This window comes from Janthinobacterium sp. GW821-FHT03A03 (genome assembly GCF_059421435.1).
Genome location: NZ_JBWKUZ010000001.1, coordinates 859,634 through 875,533, shown reverse-complemented (window position 1 = coordinate 875,533; position 15,900 = coordinate 859,634). Strand labels below are relative to the sequence as shown.

The window sequence follows — 15,900 nt, the reverse complement described above, 5'->3', positions numbered from 1 at the left end:
TCAGTTCGAATAGCCCTGCATCAAGGTCTTTGCATCGTGGCGCAGTCCCCACCACGGTAAAAAGACTGAAGCTTCGCCGCGTGCGCGGAACCAGGGTTTTTCCGGATCGATGGGGCGCGCCACTGCAGGTGGCGCCACCAGCACGGCAACGGGCGCCTCCAGGTCGCCCGTGCCCGCCACCAGCACCGGCCGGCCCTGATGATTCGCATAGGCGACGGCCAGCGCCACATTCGTCAGCGCCGTACCGGCCCCCATCTCGCCCAGCAGGGCCGAGGTGTTGAAGGTTTGCTTGGTAAAGTCCAGATCGGGTAAATTCAGGGTCAGGCTTTGCGCCAGCGAGCCGATGCGCTCGGAAGATGCCGGATATCTATTGCCCGCATCGTGGATCACATAGGCTATCTTGTCAGTATCGAGATTGGCCTGCTCCGCCGCCTGTTCGATGGCCGCCGCCCATGCCTGTACCGCGCGCGGCGGTTGACCTTTCGCCGCCTGGTAGTCGGCGACGGCGGCCGTTGCCGGGAAGCCCAGCCAGGCCAGCGGCGCGCGCTGCGTCTTGAAGTCGGGACCGGCCAGTATCAAGAGAGCGATGTTTTCATCGATCTGCTCATCCTTGGGCGGAAAGCTGGGCGCGTCCCAGTTCATCACCCATACGGTTTTATCGGGATGCGCCTGCAAATATGCAAGGCCCGCCGCCAGCGAGGTAAAACCTGCGTTCGCGCCGCCCATCGTCACGCGCACATCGGGCGGCGTTGCCGTGGTCCAGGAATTGGGGAAGTGGGGATTGCCGATGCTGAAGGTATCGTTGATATTGTCGCGCACAAAGTTGCCCGCTTCCACTGGATCGAGCCTTCCGGCGGGCAGTGCATACTCGATATGGATGCCGGCCAGTTCGCGCCGGGTCGATTTGTCTTTCAGCGAGTGCGCGTTGTAGAAGTAACTGCCATTGGCGAAATAGGATTGACGGAACAATAGTGTCAGCTCATCCACGTATTTATGGTGATAGCCTTTGAAGGTCTCCTCGCCATCGTTTCCCGATGCAATCATGCCGATGGATTGCACCTTGCTGAAGCGCGCTGGATTTTCCCTGACTTTGTCATCGTTCTGGTTCGGCTTGGCCAGCCCCAAGGTCCACAACAATTGCCACTCCGTCGAATAGTCGCGCCGTTGCAAGGGATTGAGCCATTGCACGCCCACCACCTGGGCCATATAAGGCCTGGCTGGCTGCGCAGGCGTCGCTGTCGCGACATCGCCTTTCGTGGCTGGCTTGATCGCGCAAGCACTGAGCAAGGAAAATATCATCAGGGCAAATAAGAACGGCATCACGAGATAGCGTTTCATCATGTCTCCATCGGTGAGGGGAGCGGCGTCGGACTGGCTGGCGAACCAGACTGCCATGCTGGCAAGCAGGAAAAATGCACAGCAGCTCCAAGCCAGGCGGCGTAGGGGAGTGGCGATCAGTGCACGCATCAGTGATCCTTCCAGCGCGAGTTCCTGCGTTTGTTAACGATGGAATCTGGTAACGCGCCAGTGCTGCCAGGACTATGAACCCAATCGAATACACTCATTGTCTTGAATTTTCCAGTTCTAAAGTATTCATAAAATATCTTGTGCGAATGACTGTCATCCAAGTTCTTCAACAATCGCCAATCGGCTATCACTCGCAATTTGCGCAACGCCTTTTCTTGAATATGGCTTACCCCCACCGCCACGTCATACGCCAATGCCTTTTCCGCATGCATGCCATTGGTCATGATGGTTGAATGATCGGTGGCGTGCGTGTCGAGGTTGGCGGCCAGATTGGCGGTGATGAGGTCGCCGCGCCATCGCTTGTGCTCTTCGCTGGCGGTGGCCGGCATGTCTTCCTCGCTGACCTTCTCTCCCATCGGCGTGCGACCCGTGCGTTTGGCCATCAAGCGCACGCGGGCGTGGTCTTCGTACAGCATGGTGGCGTGGCTGTCGCGGTCGCCCTTGGGCGCGCCTATCTGCTCGTCGCTCAAGGCCTGGTATGGATCGCCGGCGGCATGGCTGCGCCGTGGATCGCGCAGGCTGCCGCGCGGATTGTATAGCTGGTCGAAGTCCTCGCTGGCCACGCCGTACTGCACTGCCTGCGGTAAGAACGGTTCGGGCAGCGCCGGCGCATTGACGGGGATGCTCCAGTCGCGCGGCGGCAGCGCGTTGATGCGCACGCCCGCTCCTTTCGCCAGGGGAATCAAGGCCAGGGCGGCGACTTGCGTCATGGCGCGGCCGCTTCCTGTGCTGTTGGCCAATCGCCCTTTCTGGCTGGAATAGTCGGTGATCTTCGAATGCGGCACCCAGAAGTCCAGGCTGCCCCGTTCCGGATGATTGTGTTGCTTGCTCCAGTAATCATAAATTCCGGGCTTGCCGACGGGGTAGCCTTGGGAAAACACCCGCTGCGTGAATACATTCTTTCCTTGCGCCGCCTGGATTTCGGCTGCGCACAGGCCGCGCCAGCCCATGCCCTGGATGGCGGTCGAGGAGATGATCTGGTCATGCGGATTGCAATACAAGGTGACCTTGCCGCGTGTGGTGGTGACGGGGCCGCAGCGGTATTTGTTGCTGTCGCTATCCAGCGTAAAACCGTGCGCGTGGTTGGCGGCCAGTTGCGCCAGCGCGGCTGAATGCGGCGGCACATCGGCCTGCTGGCCGACGATCTTGAAGAAGTTTTTCAAGGTATCGATGCGCGCCTGGCAGGTCTGCCGGCCCACGTTGCCGTCCGGATCCGCCTCCTGGCCTTGCACCCAGTCTTCCGTGCTGTTGTCTTCGAGTACGCTGTATGGCGGATTGCACAGCACATAGGTGTCGGCTACGCAGCGGCCCTTGATCCCTGCTGCATCTTGCACATCGGCCATCTTGTCGCCCTGGAAGGCGGCCGCCATGCCGATCATATTGCCCTGGCTATGGCACACGAGGGTAATCGGCACGTCGGCCTGTTCCTTGCGTATCGATTCGACCAGCTTCGCCAGTCGCAGCGCGGCCAGCACAAAATACGGGCGGGGCGGCGCCGAAAACACCATGGCGTCGTTGAGGGGGTTGAGGTGTTCGATATGTATCCACAGAAACAAGGTATCGAGCAAGCCATTGCCCCACAGGTCAGGCAAGGAAGAACAGCCGTTCGCGAATGGCCCGCCGCCCCAGTAGTCATATTCGTTGAGATAAATGGAAGCGCCGTATTCCTGTAATTCGAGGTCACTGGCCTTGTAACCCCAGCGGAACTGGATCACGGGCGAGTGGTGCCCGGCGTCGGCAATGAAGGTGTTGGGCGTGCGGTCGGGGTCGATAAAGCCGTCATCCGTCAATTCGCGCCGGTAGGTAACGGGCCATAACTGTCCACCTTCCACGCTGGGGTAGGCCAGGTGCTCATCGCAGCGTTTCAGGCGGGTATTCAAGCCCTTGCACAGGCCTTCCTCGCTCTGGCGGTACCACTCGCCATCGGAATTGACGCCATGCACAAAGATAACGATGCCCGGTGACGGCACCTGCTGCAGGCATTCCAGCAGGCTGTGGCTGAAATTGGTGCTGCCGCAGATCTTGCCTGCCATGATAAGGCGGGGATCGATAGCGGGCTTAACCGGTCCGTTGCTGGGATCGCTCATGGCACACCCTGTTCATGGCTGGAGTTGCCACTGTAGAGTGTTGCTTATCTGCACGTCTTATGCCAGATCAAGCAAACTTGTGCAGAATACTACCTTGGGCTTAGCGGCGGCGCACGCAGTCGATATACGCGTCCGTATCGGGCGGCAAGCCCGAGCGCTGCGAAGCCCAGATCATCTGGCCCAGGCATTCCATCACTTCGTGCTGGGCCGCATGGGCCGAATCGAGGCGCTGGGTCAGCTGCTGGACAGCCGGGCGGATGCCGCGCGGCTGGTCCACCTGCACCTGCTCCGTGATCGACAGATGCATGGACAGGTGCAGGAACGGGTTGGCCTGGCCGCCTTCGACGGAGTAGTCGCGCGCCAGCGCCGCTTCCACGTCGGAGAGCTCGTTTTCATATTCGGGGTGTTCCAGTATCCAGTCGAGCGCGATGGCTTCCATCGGCGTGAGGATTTCATGGGCGCGGTGCTTGCGCAATGTTTCACAAAAGAAACGGCGCACGTCGTCGGAAGAGGGGTTGAACATGGCTGAAGGGCTAGGACTAAAGGGCAGCCGGCATTGTACCGCGTACATAAACAAAGGGCATCGACGATGCCCTTTTTGCCGTCTGGCACGCGCTTGCATGACCCGATAGTCACCGCAATTTAATACCCTGCAGTAAGTATTATCCACTACCGCCGCAGCCCGGCGGCGCCAAATAACGGTGATAAAATCGCCGCTCTTGATATTTGCACTGGACATGACGGCGATTTCATTGCCGGTTTTTCAGCCGACAACGATGTCCGCGCTGTCCATAGCCCGCACCTTTGCCACCAGATCTTGCTCCTGGCTTATCCCGGAGCGCGGCAGCATGCCTATCACCATCGACATTGAGCTGTCCGGCCGTCTCGGCGCGCCGGAGCGCTGGCTGTTTTTCGTCAGATTCGCCGATAGCCGCGATGGTGCCGCCACGGTGGCGCGCAAGAATCATCCTTCAGTATTCATAAACGGAGTTACGTATGCGTAAATCGCTATTACTTTTGATGTCGTGCCTGATCCTGGCGGCATGTAACAAGACCCCTCCGGCCTCGTCAGAGAAACCGGTCGACGTGCTGCTGATCGGCGCCGGCACCATGAGCGCCACCCTGGGCAGCATGCTCAAGGAACTCGACCCCTCGCTGACGATGGAAATGGTCGAGCGCCTCGATTCCGTGGCCGCCGAAAGCTCGGACGCGATGAACAATGCCGGCACGGGCCACTCGGCGTTTGCCGAACTGAACTACACGCCGGAAGCGGCCGACGGCAGCATCGAGACCAAGAAAGCCGTTGCCATCAACGAGCAATTCGAAATTTCCAAGCAATTCTGGGCTTATCAGGTAGCTAACAAGCACCTGGGCGCGCCGCACACCTTCATCAACAACGTGCCGCACATGGCCTTTGTCTGGGGCGATGCAAATATTGCTTTCTTGCACAAACGTTATGAAGCGTTGCAAAAGGAAAACTTGTTCAAGGGCATGCTGTACTCGGAAGACCCGGCGCAGATCGCGCAATGGGCGCCGCTGGTCATGCAAGGCCGCGACAAGGGCCAGAAAGTGGCGGCCACGCGCATGGACATCGGTACCGACGTCAATTTCGGCAACCTCACGCGCGGCCTGGTGAAGTACCTGACGGACAGCCACGGCATGGTGCTGCACCTGCGCCACCAGGTGGAAGACATCCGGCGCGGCGCCGATGGCGTGTGGAACGTGACGGTGAAAGACCTGGCCGCCGGCAAGGAAAAGACCATGCGCGCCAAGTTTGTCTTCATCGGCGCCGGCGGCGGCTCGCTGCCGCTGCTGGAAAAATCGGGCATTCCTGAAGCCAAGGGCTACGGCGGCGTGCCGGTAGGCGGCCAATGGCTGGTCACGACCAATCCGGAACTGGTGGCGGCGCATGCGGCCAAGGTGTATGGCAAGGCCTCCGTCGGTTCGCCGCCGATGTCCGTGCCGCATCTCGATACGCGCATCATCGACGGCAAGAAAGCCCTGCTGTTTGGCCCGTTCGCCACCTTCTCGACGAAATTCCTGAAAAACGGTTCCTGGATCGACCTGCCTGCCTCGATCGGCACGGGCAACGTCAAACCGATGCTGCAAGCCGGCTACGACAATATTCCGCTGACGAAATATCTGGTCGAGCAGGTCATGAACACGCCGGAAGACCGTTTGAAGACCCTGCGCGAATACTTGCCGAACGCCAAGATGGAAGACTGGACCCTGCAAAACGCGGGCCAGCGCGTGCAGATCGTCAAGGATGACCCTGTCAAAGGCGGTTTGCTGCAGTTCGGTACGGAAGTCGTCGGCGCCGCCGATGGCAGCATCGTTGCCCTGCTGGGCGCTTCGCCAGGCGCCTCGACCGCGCCGCCGATCATGATCAAGGTGCTGCAAACGGCATTCAAGAGCCGCCTGGCAACCCCGGAATGGCAGGCAAAGATGGTGGAAATGGTGCCGTCGTATGGTCAAAAGCTGAACAATGACCCAGCCCTGGCCAACAAGATCCGCCACTACAGCAGCAATATCCTGGGCTTGAAAGCGATCACGCTCGATGTTCCCGCCGCTGCGCCAGCGCCGACAGCAAATTAAGTCAGCCTGAGCGGCAGGGGAGTTTCCTGTCGGCATGAACGCAAAAGGGGCAGCCTGTTCAGGCTGCCCCTTTTGCGTGGGAGAGTGCGTTCATTGCTTCGGACTACTCCTTGCCCGGCAGAATCAGCTCCGGCGTACACCCTTCGGCGGCAATGCCGTCGCAAGGCTTGGCCAGCGCTGCAGCGTCCTGCGCGCGGGGCGCATGGGGCTGGCGCAGGTAGCGCGACGTGTGGCGGTGCGCTTGCTGTGCGTTGCCATGCACGGGCCAGGTCAGGAAGCGGGACAGCTCCTGCAAGGCGCGCTGGTACACATCGCGTTTAAATTCAATCACGACATCGAGCGGGACCCAGTACTCATGCCAGCGCCAGGCGTCGAACTCGGGATGGTCGGTCAGGCGCAGATTGACGTCGTTATCGCGCGCGCACATTCTCAGCAGAAACCAAATCTGCTTCTGGCCACGGTAATGGCCGCGAATCTCGCGCTTGATGAAGTGGTCTGGCACCTCATAGCGCAGCCAGTCGCGGGTGCGGCCGACAATTTTGACGTGTTCCTGTCTGAGTCCGATTTCCTCTTCAAGTTCGCGAAACATGGCTTGTTCCGGTGTTTCGCCATATTTGATACCGCCCTGCGGAAACTGCCAAGAGTGCTCGCGCACCCGCTTGCCCCACCACACCTCGTTCTGGGCGTTTAGCAGGATGATGCCGACGTTGGGCCGAAACCCTTCACGGTCGAGCATAATGCACCTCAAACTTTCTGCGACATCGCGTCTTTTTTTACATTTTTGCCCACAACTCCGCAAGCCGGCAGCCTTTTCGGGGTGCGAAAAGCGCCGGAATCGCGCCAATTGAGCGCATTTGTGTAAAGTATGGACGCATCAGCCAGCTAATCCTTTAAAATTAGGTTGATTATAACCCTCTCTTTTTAAAAAGAATTCACCGTTATGCGCGCCTCCCGTTTTTTTATTTCCACACTTAAAGATGCACCTTCTGACGCGGAAATCGTCAGCCACCAATTGATGATGCGTGCAGGCATGATCAAACGCCTCGGTTCCGGCATCTATACCTACATGCCGATGGGCTTGCGCGTGATCCGCAAGGTGGAAGCCATCATCCGTGACGAGATGAACAAAGCCGCCGCCATCGAACTGCTGATGCCGCTCGTGCAGCCAGCCGAACTGTGGCAGGAGACGGGCCGCTGGACCAAGATGGGCGACGAACTGATGCGCGTGAAGGACCGCCACGGCCGCGAATACGCGATCCAGCCGACGTCGGAAGAGGTCATCACGGATGTCGTGCGCACGGAAATCAAGTCCTACCGCCAGCTGCCGCTGAACTTTTATCATATCCAGACCAAGTTCCGCGACGAGCGCCGTCCCCGCTTCGGCCTGATGCGCGGCCGCGAATTCACCATGAAAGACGCCTATTCGTTCGACCGCGACCTGGCCGGCATGCAGGCGTCGTATAAAGTCATGTTTGACGCCTACACGCGCATCTTTACGCGTTTCGGCCTGAAATTCCGCGCCGTGGCGGCCGATAACGGCGCCATCGGCGGTTCCGGTTCGCACGAATTCCACGTCATCGCCCATACGGGCGAAGACGCGCTCGTGTACTGCCCGACGTCCGACTACGCGGCCAACATGGAAGCGGCCGAAGCGCTGCCGCCAGCGGGCGCGCGTCCAGCCGCCACCCAGGCCCTGACGAAAACGGCCACGCCGGACACCGTCAAGTGCGAAACCGTGGCAGCCTTGCTGGGTATTGATCTGTCGCGCACCGTGAAAACCATCGCCCTGACGGTGGAAACGACGGGCAAGGACGAGAAAGTCACGAAGCAGCATTTCATGCTGCTGCTGCGCGGCGACCATGAATTGAACGAGATCAAGGTGGGCAAGGTTGCCGGCCTGGCCGGTCACCGTTTCTCGACGGAAGCGGAAATCCTGGAAGTCTACGGCACCATCCCCGGCTACCTGGGCCCGATCGGCACGCAAGCACCGGTCACCGTGGTGGCGGACCGCACTGTTGCCCTCATGAATGATTTCGTCTGCGGCGCGAATGCGGCCGGTTTCCACTACACGGGCGCCAACTGGGGCCGTGACATGGCAGAGCCTGCCATCGTGGCCGACTTGCGCAATGTCGTTGCCGGCGACGCGTCGCCGGACGGCCAGGGCCTGCTCGCCATCGAGCGCGGCATCGAAGTGGGCCACGTGTTCCAGCTGGGGACGGCGTATTCGGAAAGCATGAAAGCCACCTTCCTCGACGAAAACGGCAAACCGGCGCCACTGCAGATGGGTTGCTACGGCATCGGCGTGACGCGCATCCTGGGCGCCGCCATCGAACAGAACTTCGACGACAAGGGCATCATCTGGCCAGCGTCGATCGCGCCTTTCGAAGTCGTGCTGTGCCCGATGGGCATGGACCGCAGCGAACTGGTCAAGGAAGAGACGGAGAAGCTGTACGCGGCCCTGCAAGGCGCTGGCGTGGACGTCATCGTCGACGACCGCGGCCTGCGCCCTGGCGCCATGTTTGCTGACTGGGAACTGATTGGCGTGCCGCACCGCATCGTCATCGGCGAGCGCGGCCTGAAAGAAGGCAAGCTGGAATACCAGGGCCGCCGCGATGCGGAAGCGACCGGCGTGGCGCCGGACGAGATCGTCGCCTTCATCCAGGGCAAAATGGCGCAGTGAAGCGCCCATCGCTAAGTAAAACGGCCGGCGCGCTCGCGCTGGCCGCCTGCCTGGCCTGCGCTCCCCTGGCGCAGGCCGGCAACCAGAAGGAGGAGGCGCTGGCCGACTCCGTCCGCCTGGCCCTGTCGCACGCGATCCGCGACGAACGCCCGCCGCAACCCAAATTTGCCACGCGCGCCGACTTGCAGCGCTACCAGCAATGGCTGGCGCAGATGTCGCAACGCCTGCAGCGCAAGCTGCCGGACGCCCAGTTGCGCACGGAATTCCTGGAAACCGTCTGGTACGAGTCGCGCCGCGCGGGCCTGGAGCCGGCCCTGGTGCTGGGCCTGATCCAGGTCGAGTCGGCCTATCGCAAATACGCCGTTTCGCTGGCCGGCGCGCGCGGCTACATGCAGGTGATGCCATTCTGGACGGGCGTCATCGGCGACCATGACCGCAGCAAGCTGTTCCACATGCAGACGAATCTGCGCTACGGCTGCGCCATCCTGCGCATGTACCTGGACATGGAAAAGGGCGACTTATACCTGGCGCTGGGGCGCTACAACGGCAGCCGGGGGCGGGCCGAGTACCCGAATGCCGTGCGGGCGGCGTGGCGGCAGTGGGAATTCAAGCCAGCCAGTTGACCGGCAGGCAAAAAAATGCCCCGCTCGCAGTGATGCGGCGGGGCACTCGCTCGGCGGTTGAAGCCGGCGCGTATCTGATTTATTTCAAATGATCGGAGATCAGTTTCGTCATTTCAAACATGGAGACTTGGGCTTTGCCGCCGAAAACTGCTTTCAGCTTGTCGTCCGCATTGATCATGCGGCGGTTGGCCGGATCTTGCAGATCGAGTTTTTTGATGTAATCCCATACCTTTTTGGTCACTTCCGTGCGCGGCAGCGGTGCTGCGCCAACGACGGCTGCCAGGGAGGCGGATGGCGTCATCGCTTTCATGAATGCTGCGTTTGGCTTGCGTGGTGTTGCCGGTGCTGCCGCTTTCTTCGCCGCTGCTGGTTTCGCTGCTGCTTTGGCTGCGGGTGCTGCTTTCTTGGCGGCTGCAGGCTTGGCTGCTGCTGCTTTGGCTGGCGCTGCTACTGGGGTTTTTTTGGCTGTTGCCATCTTCGAGCCTCCTTAACAAACACATGGGAAATTGCGCAATTAATCGCACGGCTAATATTGGTGTGGATTTACCTAGTATGCAAGTGTTTTTCACGTTTTCACGAGGAAAAAGCAGGGAAATGGCAATGCTGTCGCCCGGGCGCACCGCTTGGGAGCGCAGAACGGCGTTTTTGCCCGTAAATGGCATGGTTGCTGGCTATGCGGGGAGGGGGACTGCGGAGGGAGGGGAGCGTGATGCCGGACACCTGAAAATGCAATCCGGCATTATTTTATAACGGTGTTTCTGGATTCGAACTACGCCTCACGCGGCGTAAAAAAGGCCTTCAAAATCACAGCGAGCGGGGATGATTTGTGGCCGAGAAGCGCAAGCGCACTCTAGTGCGCTGAGCATCGCCGGCCGCAAGGCGCCCCGCGCAGCGGATTTTGAAGCCTTACCTCATCCCGGGCATCATGCCCTTCATGGAGCGCATCATCTTCATCATGCCGCCGCCCGACAATTTCTTCATCATCGTCTGCATCTGCTCGAATTGCGTCAGCATGCGGTTCACTTCCTGCACCTGCACGCCGGCGCCGGCGGCGATGCGGCGCTTGCGCGTCGCCTTGATCAGTTCAGGCTTGGCGCGTTCCTGCGGCGTCATCGAATCGATGATGCCGCACATGCGGCGCACCTGCTTATCGGCCTGATCCATGTTCTTGCCGCCTGCCGCCTGCTGGAACTGGGCCGGCAGCTTGTCCATCAGGTTGGCCATGCCGCCCATTTTCTTCATTTGCCCCAGCTGCGCCTTGAAGTCGTTCATGTCGAACTTGCCGCCGACCTTGATCTTTTGCGCCAGATCGGCCGCCGCCTTGCTGTCGACGCCCTTGCGCGCCTCTTCGACCAGCGCGAGGATGTCGCCCATGCCCAGGATGCGGTTGGCCATGCGGGTCGGGTCGAACGCTTCCAGGCCGTCGAGTTTTTCCGAGACACCGGCAAACTTGATCGGTTTGCCCGTGATGTGGCGCACCGACAGGGCCGCACCGCCGCGCGCGTCGCCATCGAGCTTGGTCAGCACGATACCGGTCAGCGGCAGCGCATCGTTAAAGGCTTTCGCCGTGTTGATGGCGTCCTGGCCCAGCATGGCGTCGACGACAAACAGGGTTTCGATCGGTTTCACGGCGCCGTGGACGGCGGCGATTTCGCGCATCATCTCTTCGTCGATACCGAGGCGGCCCGCCGTATCGATGATCAGTACGTCGTGGTAGTGCTTTTTCGCCCAGTCCAGCGCGGCCAGCGCGATATCGACCGGCTTGTCCGTGCTGGTGGACGGGAAGAAGTCGGCGCCCACCTGGGCCGTGACCGATTGCAGCTGGGCGATCGCGGCGGGACGGTACACGTCGGCCGAGACGGTCAGCACTTTCTTCTTCTTTTCTTCCTTCAGGTACTTCGCCAGCTTGCCGACGGTGGTGGTTTTACCCACACCCTGCAAACCGGCCATCAGGATGATGGCGGGCGGCTGCTGGGCAAAGCTGATCTGCGACGCTTCCGGTCCCAGGTCGGCGCCCATCAGGGCGGCCAGCTCGCGCTGCACCACGCCCACCAGGGCCTGGCCTGGCGTGAGCGAGGAAATGACATCCTCGCCCATGGCTTTTTCTTTGACTTTGGCGATGAATTCGCGCACGGCGGGCAGGGCGACGTCGGCCTCGAGCAGCGCCAGGCGCACTTCGCGCAGCATGTCGGCGGTGTTCGCTTCGGTCAGGCGCGCCTCGCCGCGCATGGTCTTGACGACTTTGGCAAGCCGTTGGGTGAGATTATCTAGCATGATGAACCTGCAATGAAAAGCTTGGGAGTGGGCGGCGCTAGGAGCTTAGCCCAGCAGGAGATGTATTCATCTACTGGGCGGGAGGCTCTAAACCGGACGATGGGCGTCATTTTACCTTATCGCGGTTGGCTGGCGGTCCCGCGCAGCAGCGCCTGACGGTTGGCCTGCTTTTGAATGAGTTGGTATTTCTGGCAATGCCACGATTGCATGAAAGTCAAAAACACGGTTAAAATGAGAATAATTCTTATTTACATTCGCAGGCGCGCCGCGCTTGACCGGAAAGGGATGCCATGTCGGCCGCCGATTTTGCCCAGCAACAAGACCTGCACGCGCTCTACAGCAGCCATCACGGCTGGCTGCAGGGCTGGCTGCGGCATAAGCTGGGCCATGCGGGCGATGCGGCGGATCTGGCGCAAGACACCTTCATCAGCGTGCTGAGCAACGGTACGGCGCCGCAGATCCGCGAAGCGCGGCCGTTTCTTGCCACTGTCGCGCGCCGCCTGGTGGCGCACCGCTACCGCCGGCAAGTGCTGGAAGACGCCTACCTGCAGGCGCTCGCTTGCCTGCCGCACGAGGTGGCGCCCGCGCCCGAAGCGCGGCTGCTGGCGCTGGAAGCGTTGCAGGAAATCGACCAGGCCCTCGAAGGCTTGCCCGCGCCCGTGCGCACGGCGTTTTTGCTGGCGCAATTGGAGGGCCTCAGCTATGCCGAGATCGCCGCGCGCCTGAAGGTGTCGGCCAGCTCGGTCAAGCAATACCTGACGCGCGCCAACCGCCAGGTGTTTTTCTCGCTGCCGGCATGAGCGCGGTGGCAGAATCCACGGCCCCGGCAGCGATCCACGAGGAAGTGCAGCAGCAGGCGGCCGAATGGCTGACCGTGCTGATGTCGGACGCGGCCAGCGCAGCGGAGCACGCGGCCTGGCAGCGCTGGCGCGCAGCCGACCCGGAACATGAACGGGCCTGGCGGCATATTGAAGCGGTATCGCAGCGCTTCAACGGCTTGCATCGCAGCGCGGCCGCGCAGGCGCTGGCCGGCACGCAGCAGAACGCCGCCAACGGCAAGCGGCGCCAGTTGCTGGCGTGGCTGGGCGTGGCGGCCGGCGGCGGTTTGCTGGCCGCGCAGACGGGCGCCTGGGATGCAGTCCGCACCGTGCGCGCCGACTACCGCACGGCCACGGGCGAGCGGCGCGAGGTGGCGCTGGACGACGGCAGCATGCTCAGCCTGAATACGGGATCGGCCGTGAACGTGCGTTTCGACGCCAGCCGCCGCCTGATCGAGCTGCTGGCTGGTGAAATCCTCGTCGCCAGCGGCCACGGCGCCGGCAGCGCCGCGCCGCTGGAAGTGGTCACGCGCGAAGGCGTGGTGCGCGCGCTGGGCACGCGCTTTGCCGTGCGCCAGCACGATGGCACCAGCACGGTGGACGTGTTTGAAAGCGCCGTTGACATCAGCCCCCGCGACGGCGATGGCGTGCCAATGCGGCTGGCGGCCGGGCGTGGCGTGGCGTTTTCGCGCCACGCGCCCGGCGCGCCGCACGCCATCGATGCGTCTGCCGACGGCTGGTCGCGCGGGCAGCTGATCGTCGACGACGTGACCCTGGGCGATTTCCTGGCCGACCTGGCCCGTTATCGCCCCGGCGTGATTCATTGTGCGCCGGAGGTCGCCCGGTTGCGCCTGTCGGGTGTATTCCCGCTGGACGACACCCAGCGCATCCTGACCATGCTGCCCCATTCCCTGCCGGTGCAGGTGCGCAGCCGCACGCCGTTTTGGGTGACGGTGGAGCCCGCCCCATAGCAGGCCCGTAAAAATATTTACAGTTCGATTGCCCGTTTTTAGTTTTCGCGGCACCTACAGAGTAGGCGCCTATTTCTTACCGTCTCATGACGCCATTTTCAGGATTTTTCATGCCACAAGCTTTGCAAATTGCTATTTCGACATCGCATCTTTCCAGACTGCGCCCGCTGGCGCAGGCGGCTGCGGCCCTGTGCCTGGCCGCGGGCCTGCCGGCGCTGGCCCAGCAGGCGCCAGCCGGCCCTGCGTCCGAGCAGACCATGGCCGGCGTCTCCGTCACCGCGGGGCGCGATGCGACGACAGAAGGCAGCGGCTCCTATACGACGGGCGTGAGCAACACGGCAACCAAGCTGAACCTGTCGCTGCGCGAGACGCCGCAGTCGGTCAGCGTGCTGACGCGCCAGCAGATCGACGACCTGGGCATCACCACGCTGGACGACGCCGTGCAGTCGATCACGGGGTTGGTCATGCAAAAAGGCAACTTTACGGGCGATTCGGGCAGTTTCAGCGCACGGGGCTTTCCAGTCGACAACATCCTGCTCGACGGCTTGCCCACCAGCCTCGGTGCGAACAATACTTTTAATGGCGACAATGACGACCTGGCCATCTACGACCGCATCGAGGTGGTGCGCGGCGCCACGGGCTTGACCACGGGCAGCGGCACGCCCAGCGCGGCCATCAATATGGTGCGCAAGCGCCCGACGGCCACGCCGCAGGCGTCGTTCTCGGCCAGCGTGGGCAGCTGGAGCAACTACCGCCTGGAAGCCGACGCCGCCAACGCGCTCAATGAAGCGAAGACCGTGCGCGGGCGCATGGTCGTCACGCTGCAGGACAAGAAGGATTTTGTCGACGTGCTGCATGGCCGCAATCACCAGCTGTACGGCGTCATCGAGGCCGACCTGCGCCCTGACACCACGTTGACCCTGGGTGCGCATTACCGCAAGACCGATAACGACGGCGTCACGACGGGCGTGGTCACGGCCGCCGACGGCCGCTTCTTGAATTTGCCCCGCTCGACTTACCTGGGCAGCGACTTCGACGGCTGGCGCCAGACCGATAAAACCATCTTCGCCGAACTGGAACACCGCTTCGGCAACGGCTGGAAGGCCAGGCTGGCGGCCACGCGCAAGACGCCGGAGATCGATACCACGTTTTCCGGCATCAACCGTCGTGGCGACACCCTGCGCTTCAATTCGCAAAGCTACCGCGCCGAACTGGCCAACACCAGCTACGACGCGTATGCGAGCGGCAGCTACGGCCTGTTCGGCCGCCAGCACGAGCTGACGGTCGGCGCCAGCCACCGCCGTTCGTCGAAAAACAGCTATGGCGGATGGGCGCCGTACAGCTGGGGCGCGAACGCGCCCGTGCTTGACCCGTACAACTGGGACGCGGGCAGCGTGGCGCGCCCCGTCATCAACTACGCGCAGTGGCGCACGGCCAGCATCACCGAGCAAAGCGGCATATATGCGGGCACGCGCCTGCGCCTGGCCGACCCGCTGTCGCTGGTGCTGGGCGGGCGCGTAAGCTGGTACAAGGACGACGCCGGCTATTCGGTGGCGCGCGAATTCACGCCCTACGCCGGCGTCGTGTATGACCTCGACAAGCAGCATTCCGTGTACGCCAGCTGGACCGAGATCTTTCAGCCGCAGGCGGCCACGGACGTCCATGCGCAGCCCCTGAAGCCGATCAGCGGCACCAACTATGAAGCTGGCGTGAAGGGCGAATATTTCGGCGGCGCTCTCAATGCCAGCGCGGCCGTGTTCCAGATCCGCCAGCAGAACCGCGGCGTGGACGATCTGGCCGGCCCGACTCCCTGCCCCGGCAGCACCTGGGGCTATTGCCAGCGCGCCTCGGGCGAAGTGCGCAGCGAAGGCGTGGAACTGGACGTGGCGGGCGCGCTGACGCCGAACTGGCAGCTGTCGGCCGGTTTTACGTATGTGAAGGCGCAATTTACGCGCGACAGCGATCCGGCCAATATCGGCAAGGATTTTAATAGCCGCTATCCGCGCCAGCAGCTCAAGCTGGCCACCAGCTACCGCCTGTCCGGCGCGGCGCAGGGCTGGCGCGTCGGCGCCTCGGTGTACGGCCAGGGCGCGACCGAGTCGAGCGACGGCACCTACCATCTGCGCCAGGGCCGCTATGCGATCGTGGGCCTGAACGCGGCCTGGCAGATCGACAGCCGCGCCGAGCTGCGCCTGAACGTCAACAATGCGCTCGACAAGCACTATTACCAGAGCATCTATTCCGATGTCTTCGGCAACCTGGCAGGGGCGCCGCGCAACGTGATGCTGACATTGAACTACAAACTGTAAACAATCACTTTTGAAT

General features: G+C 62.0%; 13 protein-coding genes. 7 read left to right on the top strand and 6 right to left on the bottom strand.

The genetic code is table 11. From position 1 onward, the window contains the following. The 3 genes from AC07VI_RS04000 to AC07VI_RS03990 all read right to left on the bottom strand — a co-directional run bounded on the left by AC07VI_RS04000 (window position 1) and on the right by AC07VI_RS03990 (window position 4,137). The gene (locus AC07VI_RS04000) at window positions 1–1,467 is read right to left on the bottom strand and encodes a virulence factor (protein ID WP_086143734.1); all 1,467 of its coding nucleotides are present in this window, start codon (window positions 1,465–1,467) and stop codon (window positions 1–3) included. Further along, window positions 1,467–3,614, bottom strand: a complete 2,148-nt coding sequence (locus AC07VI_RS03995; RefSeq protein WP_494808772.1) for a T6SS effector phospholipase Tle3 domain-containing protein — start codon at window positions 3,612–3,614, stop codon at window positions 1,467–1,469. Before AC07VI_RS03995 ends, AC07VI_RS04000 begins: the two co-directional genes overlap by 1 nt. A gap of 100 nt (window positions 3,615–3,714) precedes the next feature. After that, window positions 3,715–4,137, bottom strand: a complete 423-nt coding sequence (locus tag AC07VI_RS03990; RefSeq protein WP_034780276.1) for a DUF1841 family protein — start codon at window positions 4,135–4,137, stop codon at window positions 3,715–3,717. A gap of 214 nt (window positions 4,138–4,351) precedes the next feature. Here AC07VI_RS03990 and AC07VI_RS03985 point away from each other — a divergent pair, with 214 nt between their 5' ends. Together AC07VI_RS03985 and mqo are read left to right on the top strand one after the other, a co-directional pair. Next, window positions 4,352–4,618 carry a hypothetical protein gene (locus AC07VI_RS03985; RefSeq protein ID WP_086143737.1) on the top strand — a complete coding sequence of 89 codons (267 nt, stop codon included), beginning with the start codon at window positions 4,352–4,354 and terminating at the stop codon, window positions 4,616–4,618. After that, window positions 4,611–6,209 (top strand): malate dehydrogenase (quinone), encoded by a 1,599-nt coding sequence (mqo, locus tag AC07VI_RS03980; protein WP_226935428.1) that lies wholly within the window; start codon window positions 4,611–4,613, stop codon window positions 6,207–6,209. Before AC07VI_RS03985 ends, mqo begins: the two co-directional genes overlap by 8 nt. 103 nt (window positions 6,210–6,312) lie before the next feature. Here mqo and AC07VI_RS03975 read toward each other — a convergent pair whose 3' ends face one another. Further along, on the bottom strand, window positions 6,313–6,945 hold the full coding sequence (locus tag AC07VI_RS03975) for an RNA pyrophosphohydrolase (RefSeq protein WP_086143739.1): 633 nt from the start codon (window positions 6,943–6,945) through the stop codon (window positions 6,313–6,315). Window positions 6,946–7,149: 204 nt separating this feature from the next. Here AC07VI_RS03975 and AC07VI_RS03970 point away from each other — a divergent pair, with 204 nt between their 5' ends. Together AC07VI_RS03970 and AC07VI_RS03965 are read left to right on the top strand one after the other, a co-directional pair. Further along, window positions 7,150–8,889, top strand: coding sequence for a proline--tRNA ligase (locus AC07VI_RS03970; RefSeq protein ID WP_099374158.1), 1,740 nt, complete (start codon window positions 7,150–7,152; stop codon window positions 8,887–8,889). Continuing rightward, on the top strand, window positions 8,886–9,512 hold the full coding sequence (locus tag AC07VI_RS03965) for a lytic transglycosylase domain-containing protein (RefSeq protein ID WP_086143741.1): 627 nt from the start codon (window positions 8,886–8,888) through the stop codon (window positions 9,510–9,512). Before AC07VI_RS03970 ends, AC07VI_RS03965 begins: the two co-directional genes overlap by 4 nt. Before the next feature lie 79 nt (window positions 9,513–9,591). On the opposite strand, the gene AC07VI_RS03960 is transcribed toward AC07VI_RS03965, so the two are convergent. Together AC07VI_RS03960 and ffh are read right to left on the bottom strand one after the other, a co-directional pair. Next, a complete protein-coding gene (locus tag AC07VI_RS03960) occupies window positions 9,592–9,987 on the bottom strand; it encodes an SWIB/MDM2 domain-containing protein (RefSeq protein ID WP_086143742.1) in 396 nt (131 codons plus the stop codon). Between the two features lie 431 nt (window positions 9,988–10,418). Next, the gene (ffh, locus tag AC07VI_RS03955) at window positions 10,419–11,786 is read right to left on the bottom strand and encodes a signal recognition particle protein (RefSeq protein ID WP_034746567.1); all 1,368 of its coding nucleotides are present in this window, start codon (window positions 11,784–11,786) and stop codon (window positions 10,419–10,421) included. Window positions 11,787–12,076: 290 nt separating this feature from the next. Between ffh and AC07VI_RS03950 the strand changes: the two genes are divergently transcribed. The 3 genes from AC07VI_RS03950 (at window position 12,077) to AC07VI_RS03940 (ending at window position 15,884) form a co-directional block, all read left to right on the top strand. Continuing rightward, on the top strand, window positions 12,077–12,586 hold the full coding sequence (locus tag AC07VI_RS03950) for a sigma-70 family RNA polymerase sigma factor (protein WP_086143743.1): 510 nt from the start codon (window positions 12,077–12,079) through the stop codon (window positions 12,584–12,586). Continuing rightward, the gene (locus AC07VI_RS03945) at window positions 12,583–13,575 is read left to right on the top strand and encodes a FecR domain-containing protein (RefSeq protein ID WP_172404641.1); all 993 of its coding nucleotides are present in this window, start codon (window positions 12,583–12,585) and stop codon (window positions 13,573–13,575) included. The genes AC07VI_RS03950 and AC07VI_RS03945 overlap by 4 nt, the downstream gene beginning before the upstream one ends. Window positions 13,576–13,685: 110 nt before the next feature. Further along, entirely contained in the window at window positions 13,686–15,884 is a 2,199-nt protein-coding gene (locus tag AC07VI_RS03940; RefSeq protein WP_157792363.1) for a TonB-dependent siderophore receptor, read from the top strand. Window positions 15,885–15,900: the final 16 nt, after the last annotated feature.

Bases quoted from the DNA above. Each gene is read 5' to 3' on its own strand.
- AC07VI_RS04000 (WP_086143734.1), bottom strand. From the start codon at position 1,467: ATGCGTGCACTGATCGCCACTCCCCTACGCCGCCTGGCTTGGAGCTGC.
- mqo (WP_226935428.1), top strand. From the start codon at position 4,611: ATGCGTAAATCGCTATTACTTTTGATGTCGTGCCTGATCCTGGCGGCA.
- AC07VI_RS03985 (WP_086143737.1), top strand. From the start codon at position 4,352: ATGACGGCGATTTCATTGCCGGTTTTTCAGCCGACAACGATGTCCGCG.
- AC07VI_RS03950 (WP_086143743.1), top strand. From the start codon at position 12,077: ATGTCGGCCGCCGATTTTGCCCAGCAACAAGACCTGCACGCGCTCTAC.
- AC07VI_RS03945 (WP_172404641.1), top strand. From the start codon at position 12,583: ATGAGCGCGGTGGCAGAATCCACGGCCCCGGCAGCGATCCACGAGGAA.
- AC07VI_RS03940 (WP_157792363.1), top strand. From the start codon at position 13,686: ATGCCACAAGCTTTGCAAATTGCTATTTCGACATCGCATCTTTCCAGA.
- AC07VI_RS03975 (WP_086143739.1), bottom strand. From the start codon at position 6,945: ATGCTCGACCGTGAAGGGTTTCGGCCCAACGTCGGCATCATCCTGCTA.
- AC07VI_RS03995 (WP_494808772.1), bottom strand. From the start codon at position 3,614: ATGAGCGATCCCAGCAACGGACCGGTTAAGCCCGCTATCGATCCCCGC.
- AC07VI_RS03970 (WP_099374158.1), top strand. From the start codon at position 7,150: ATGCGCGCCTCCCGTTTTTTTATTTCCACACTTAAAGATGCACCTTCT.
- AC07VI_RS03990 (WP_034780276.1), bottom strand. From the start codon at position 4,137: ATGTTCAACCCCTCTTCCGACGACGTGCGCCGTTTCTTTTGTGAAACA.
- ffh (WP_034746567.1), bottom strand. From the start codon at position 11,786: ATGCTAGATAATCTCACCCAACGGCTTGCCAAAGTCGTCAAGACCATG.
- AC07VI_RS03960 (WP_086143742.1), bottom strand. From the start codon at position 9,987: ATGGCAACAGCCAAAAAAACCCCAGTAGCAGCGCCAGCCAAAGCAGCA.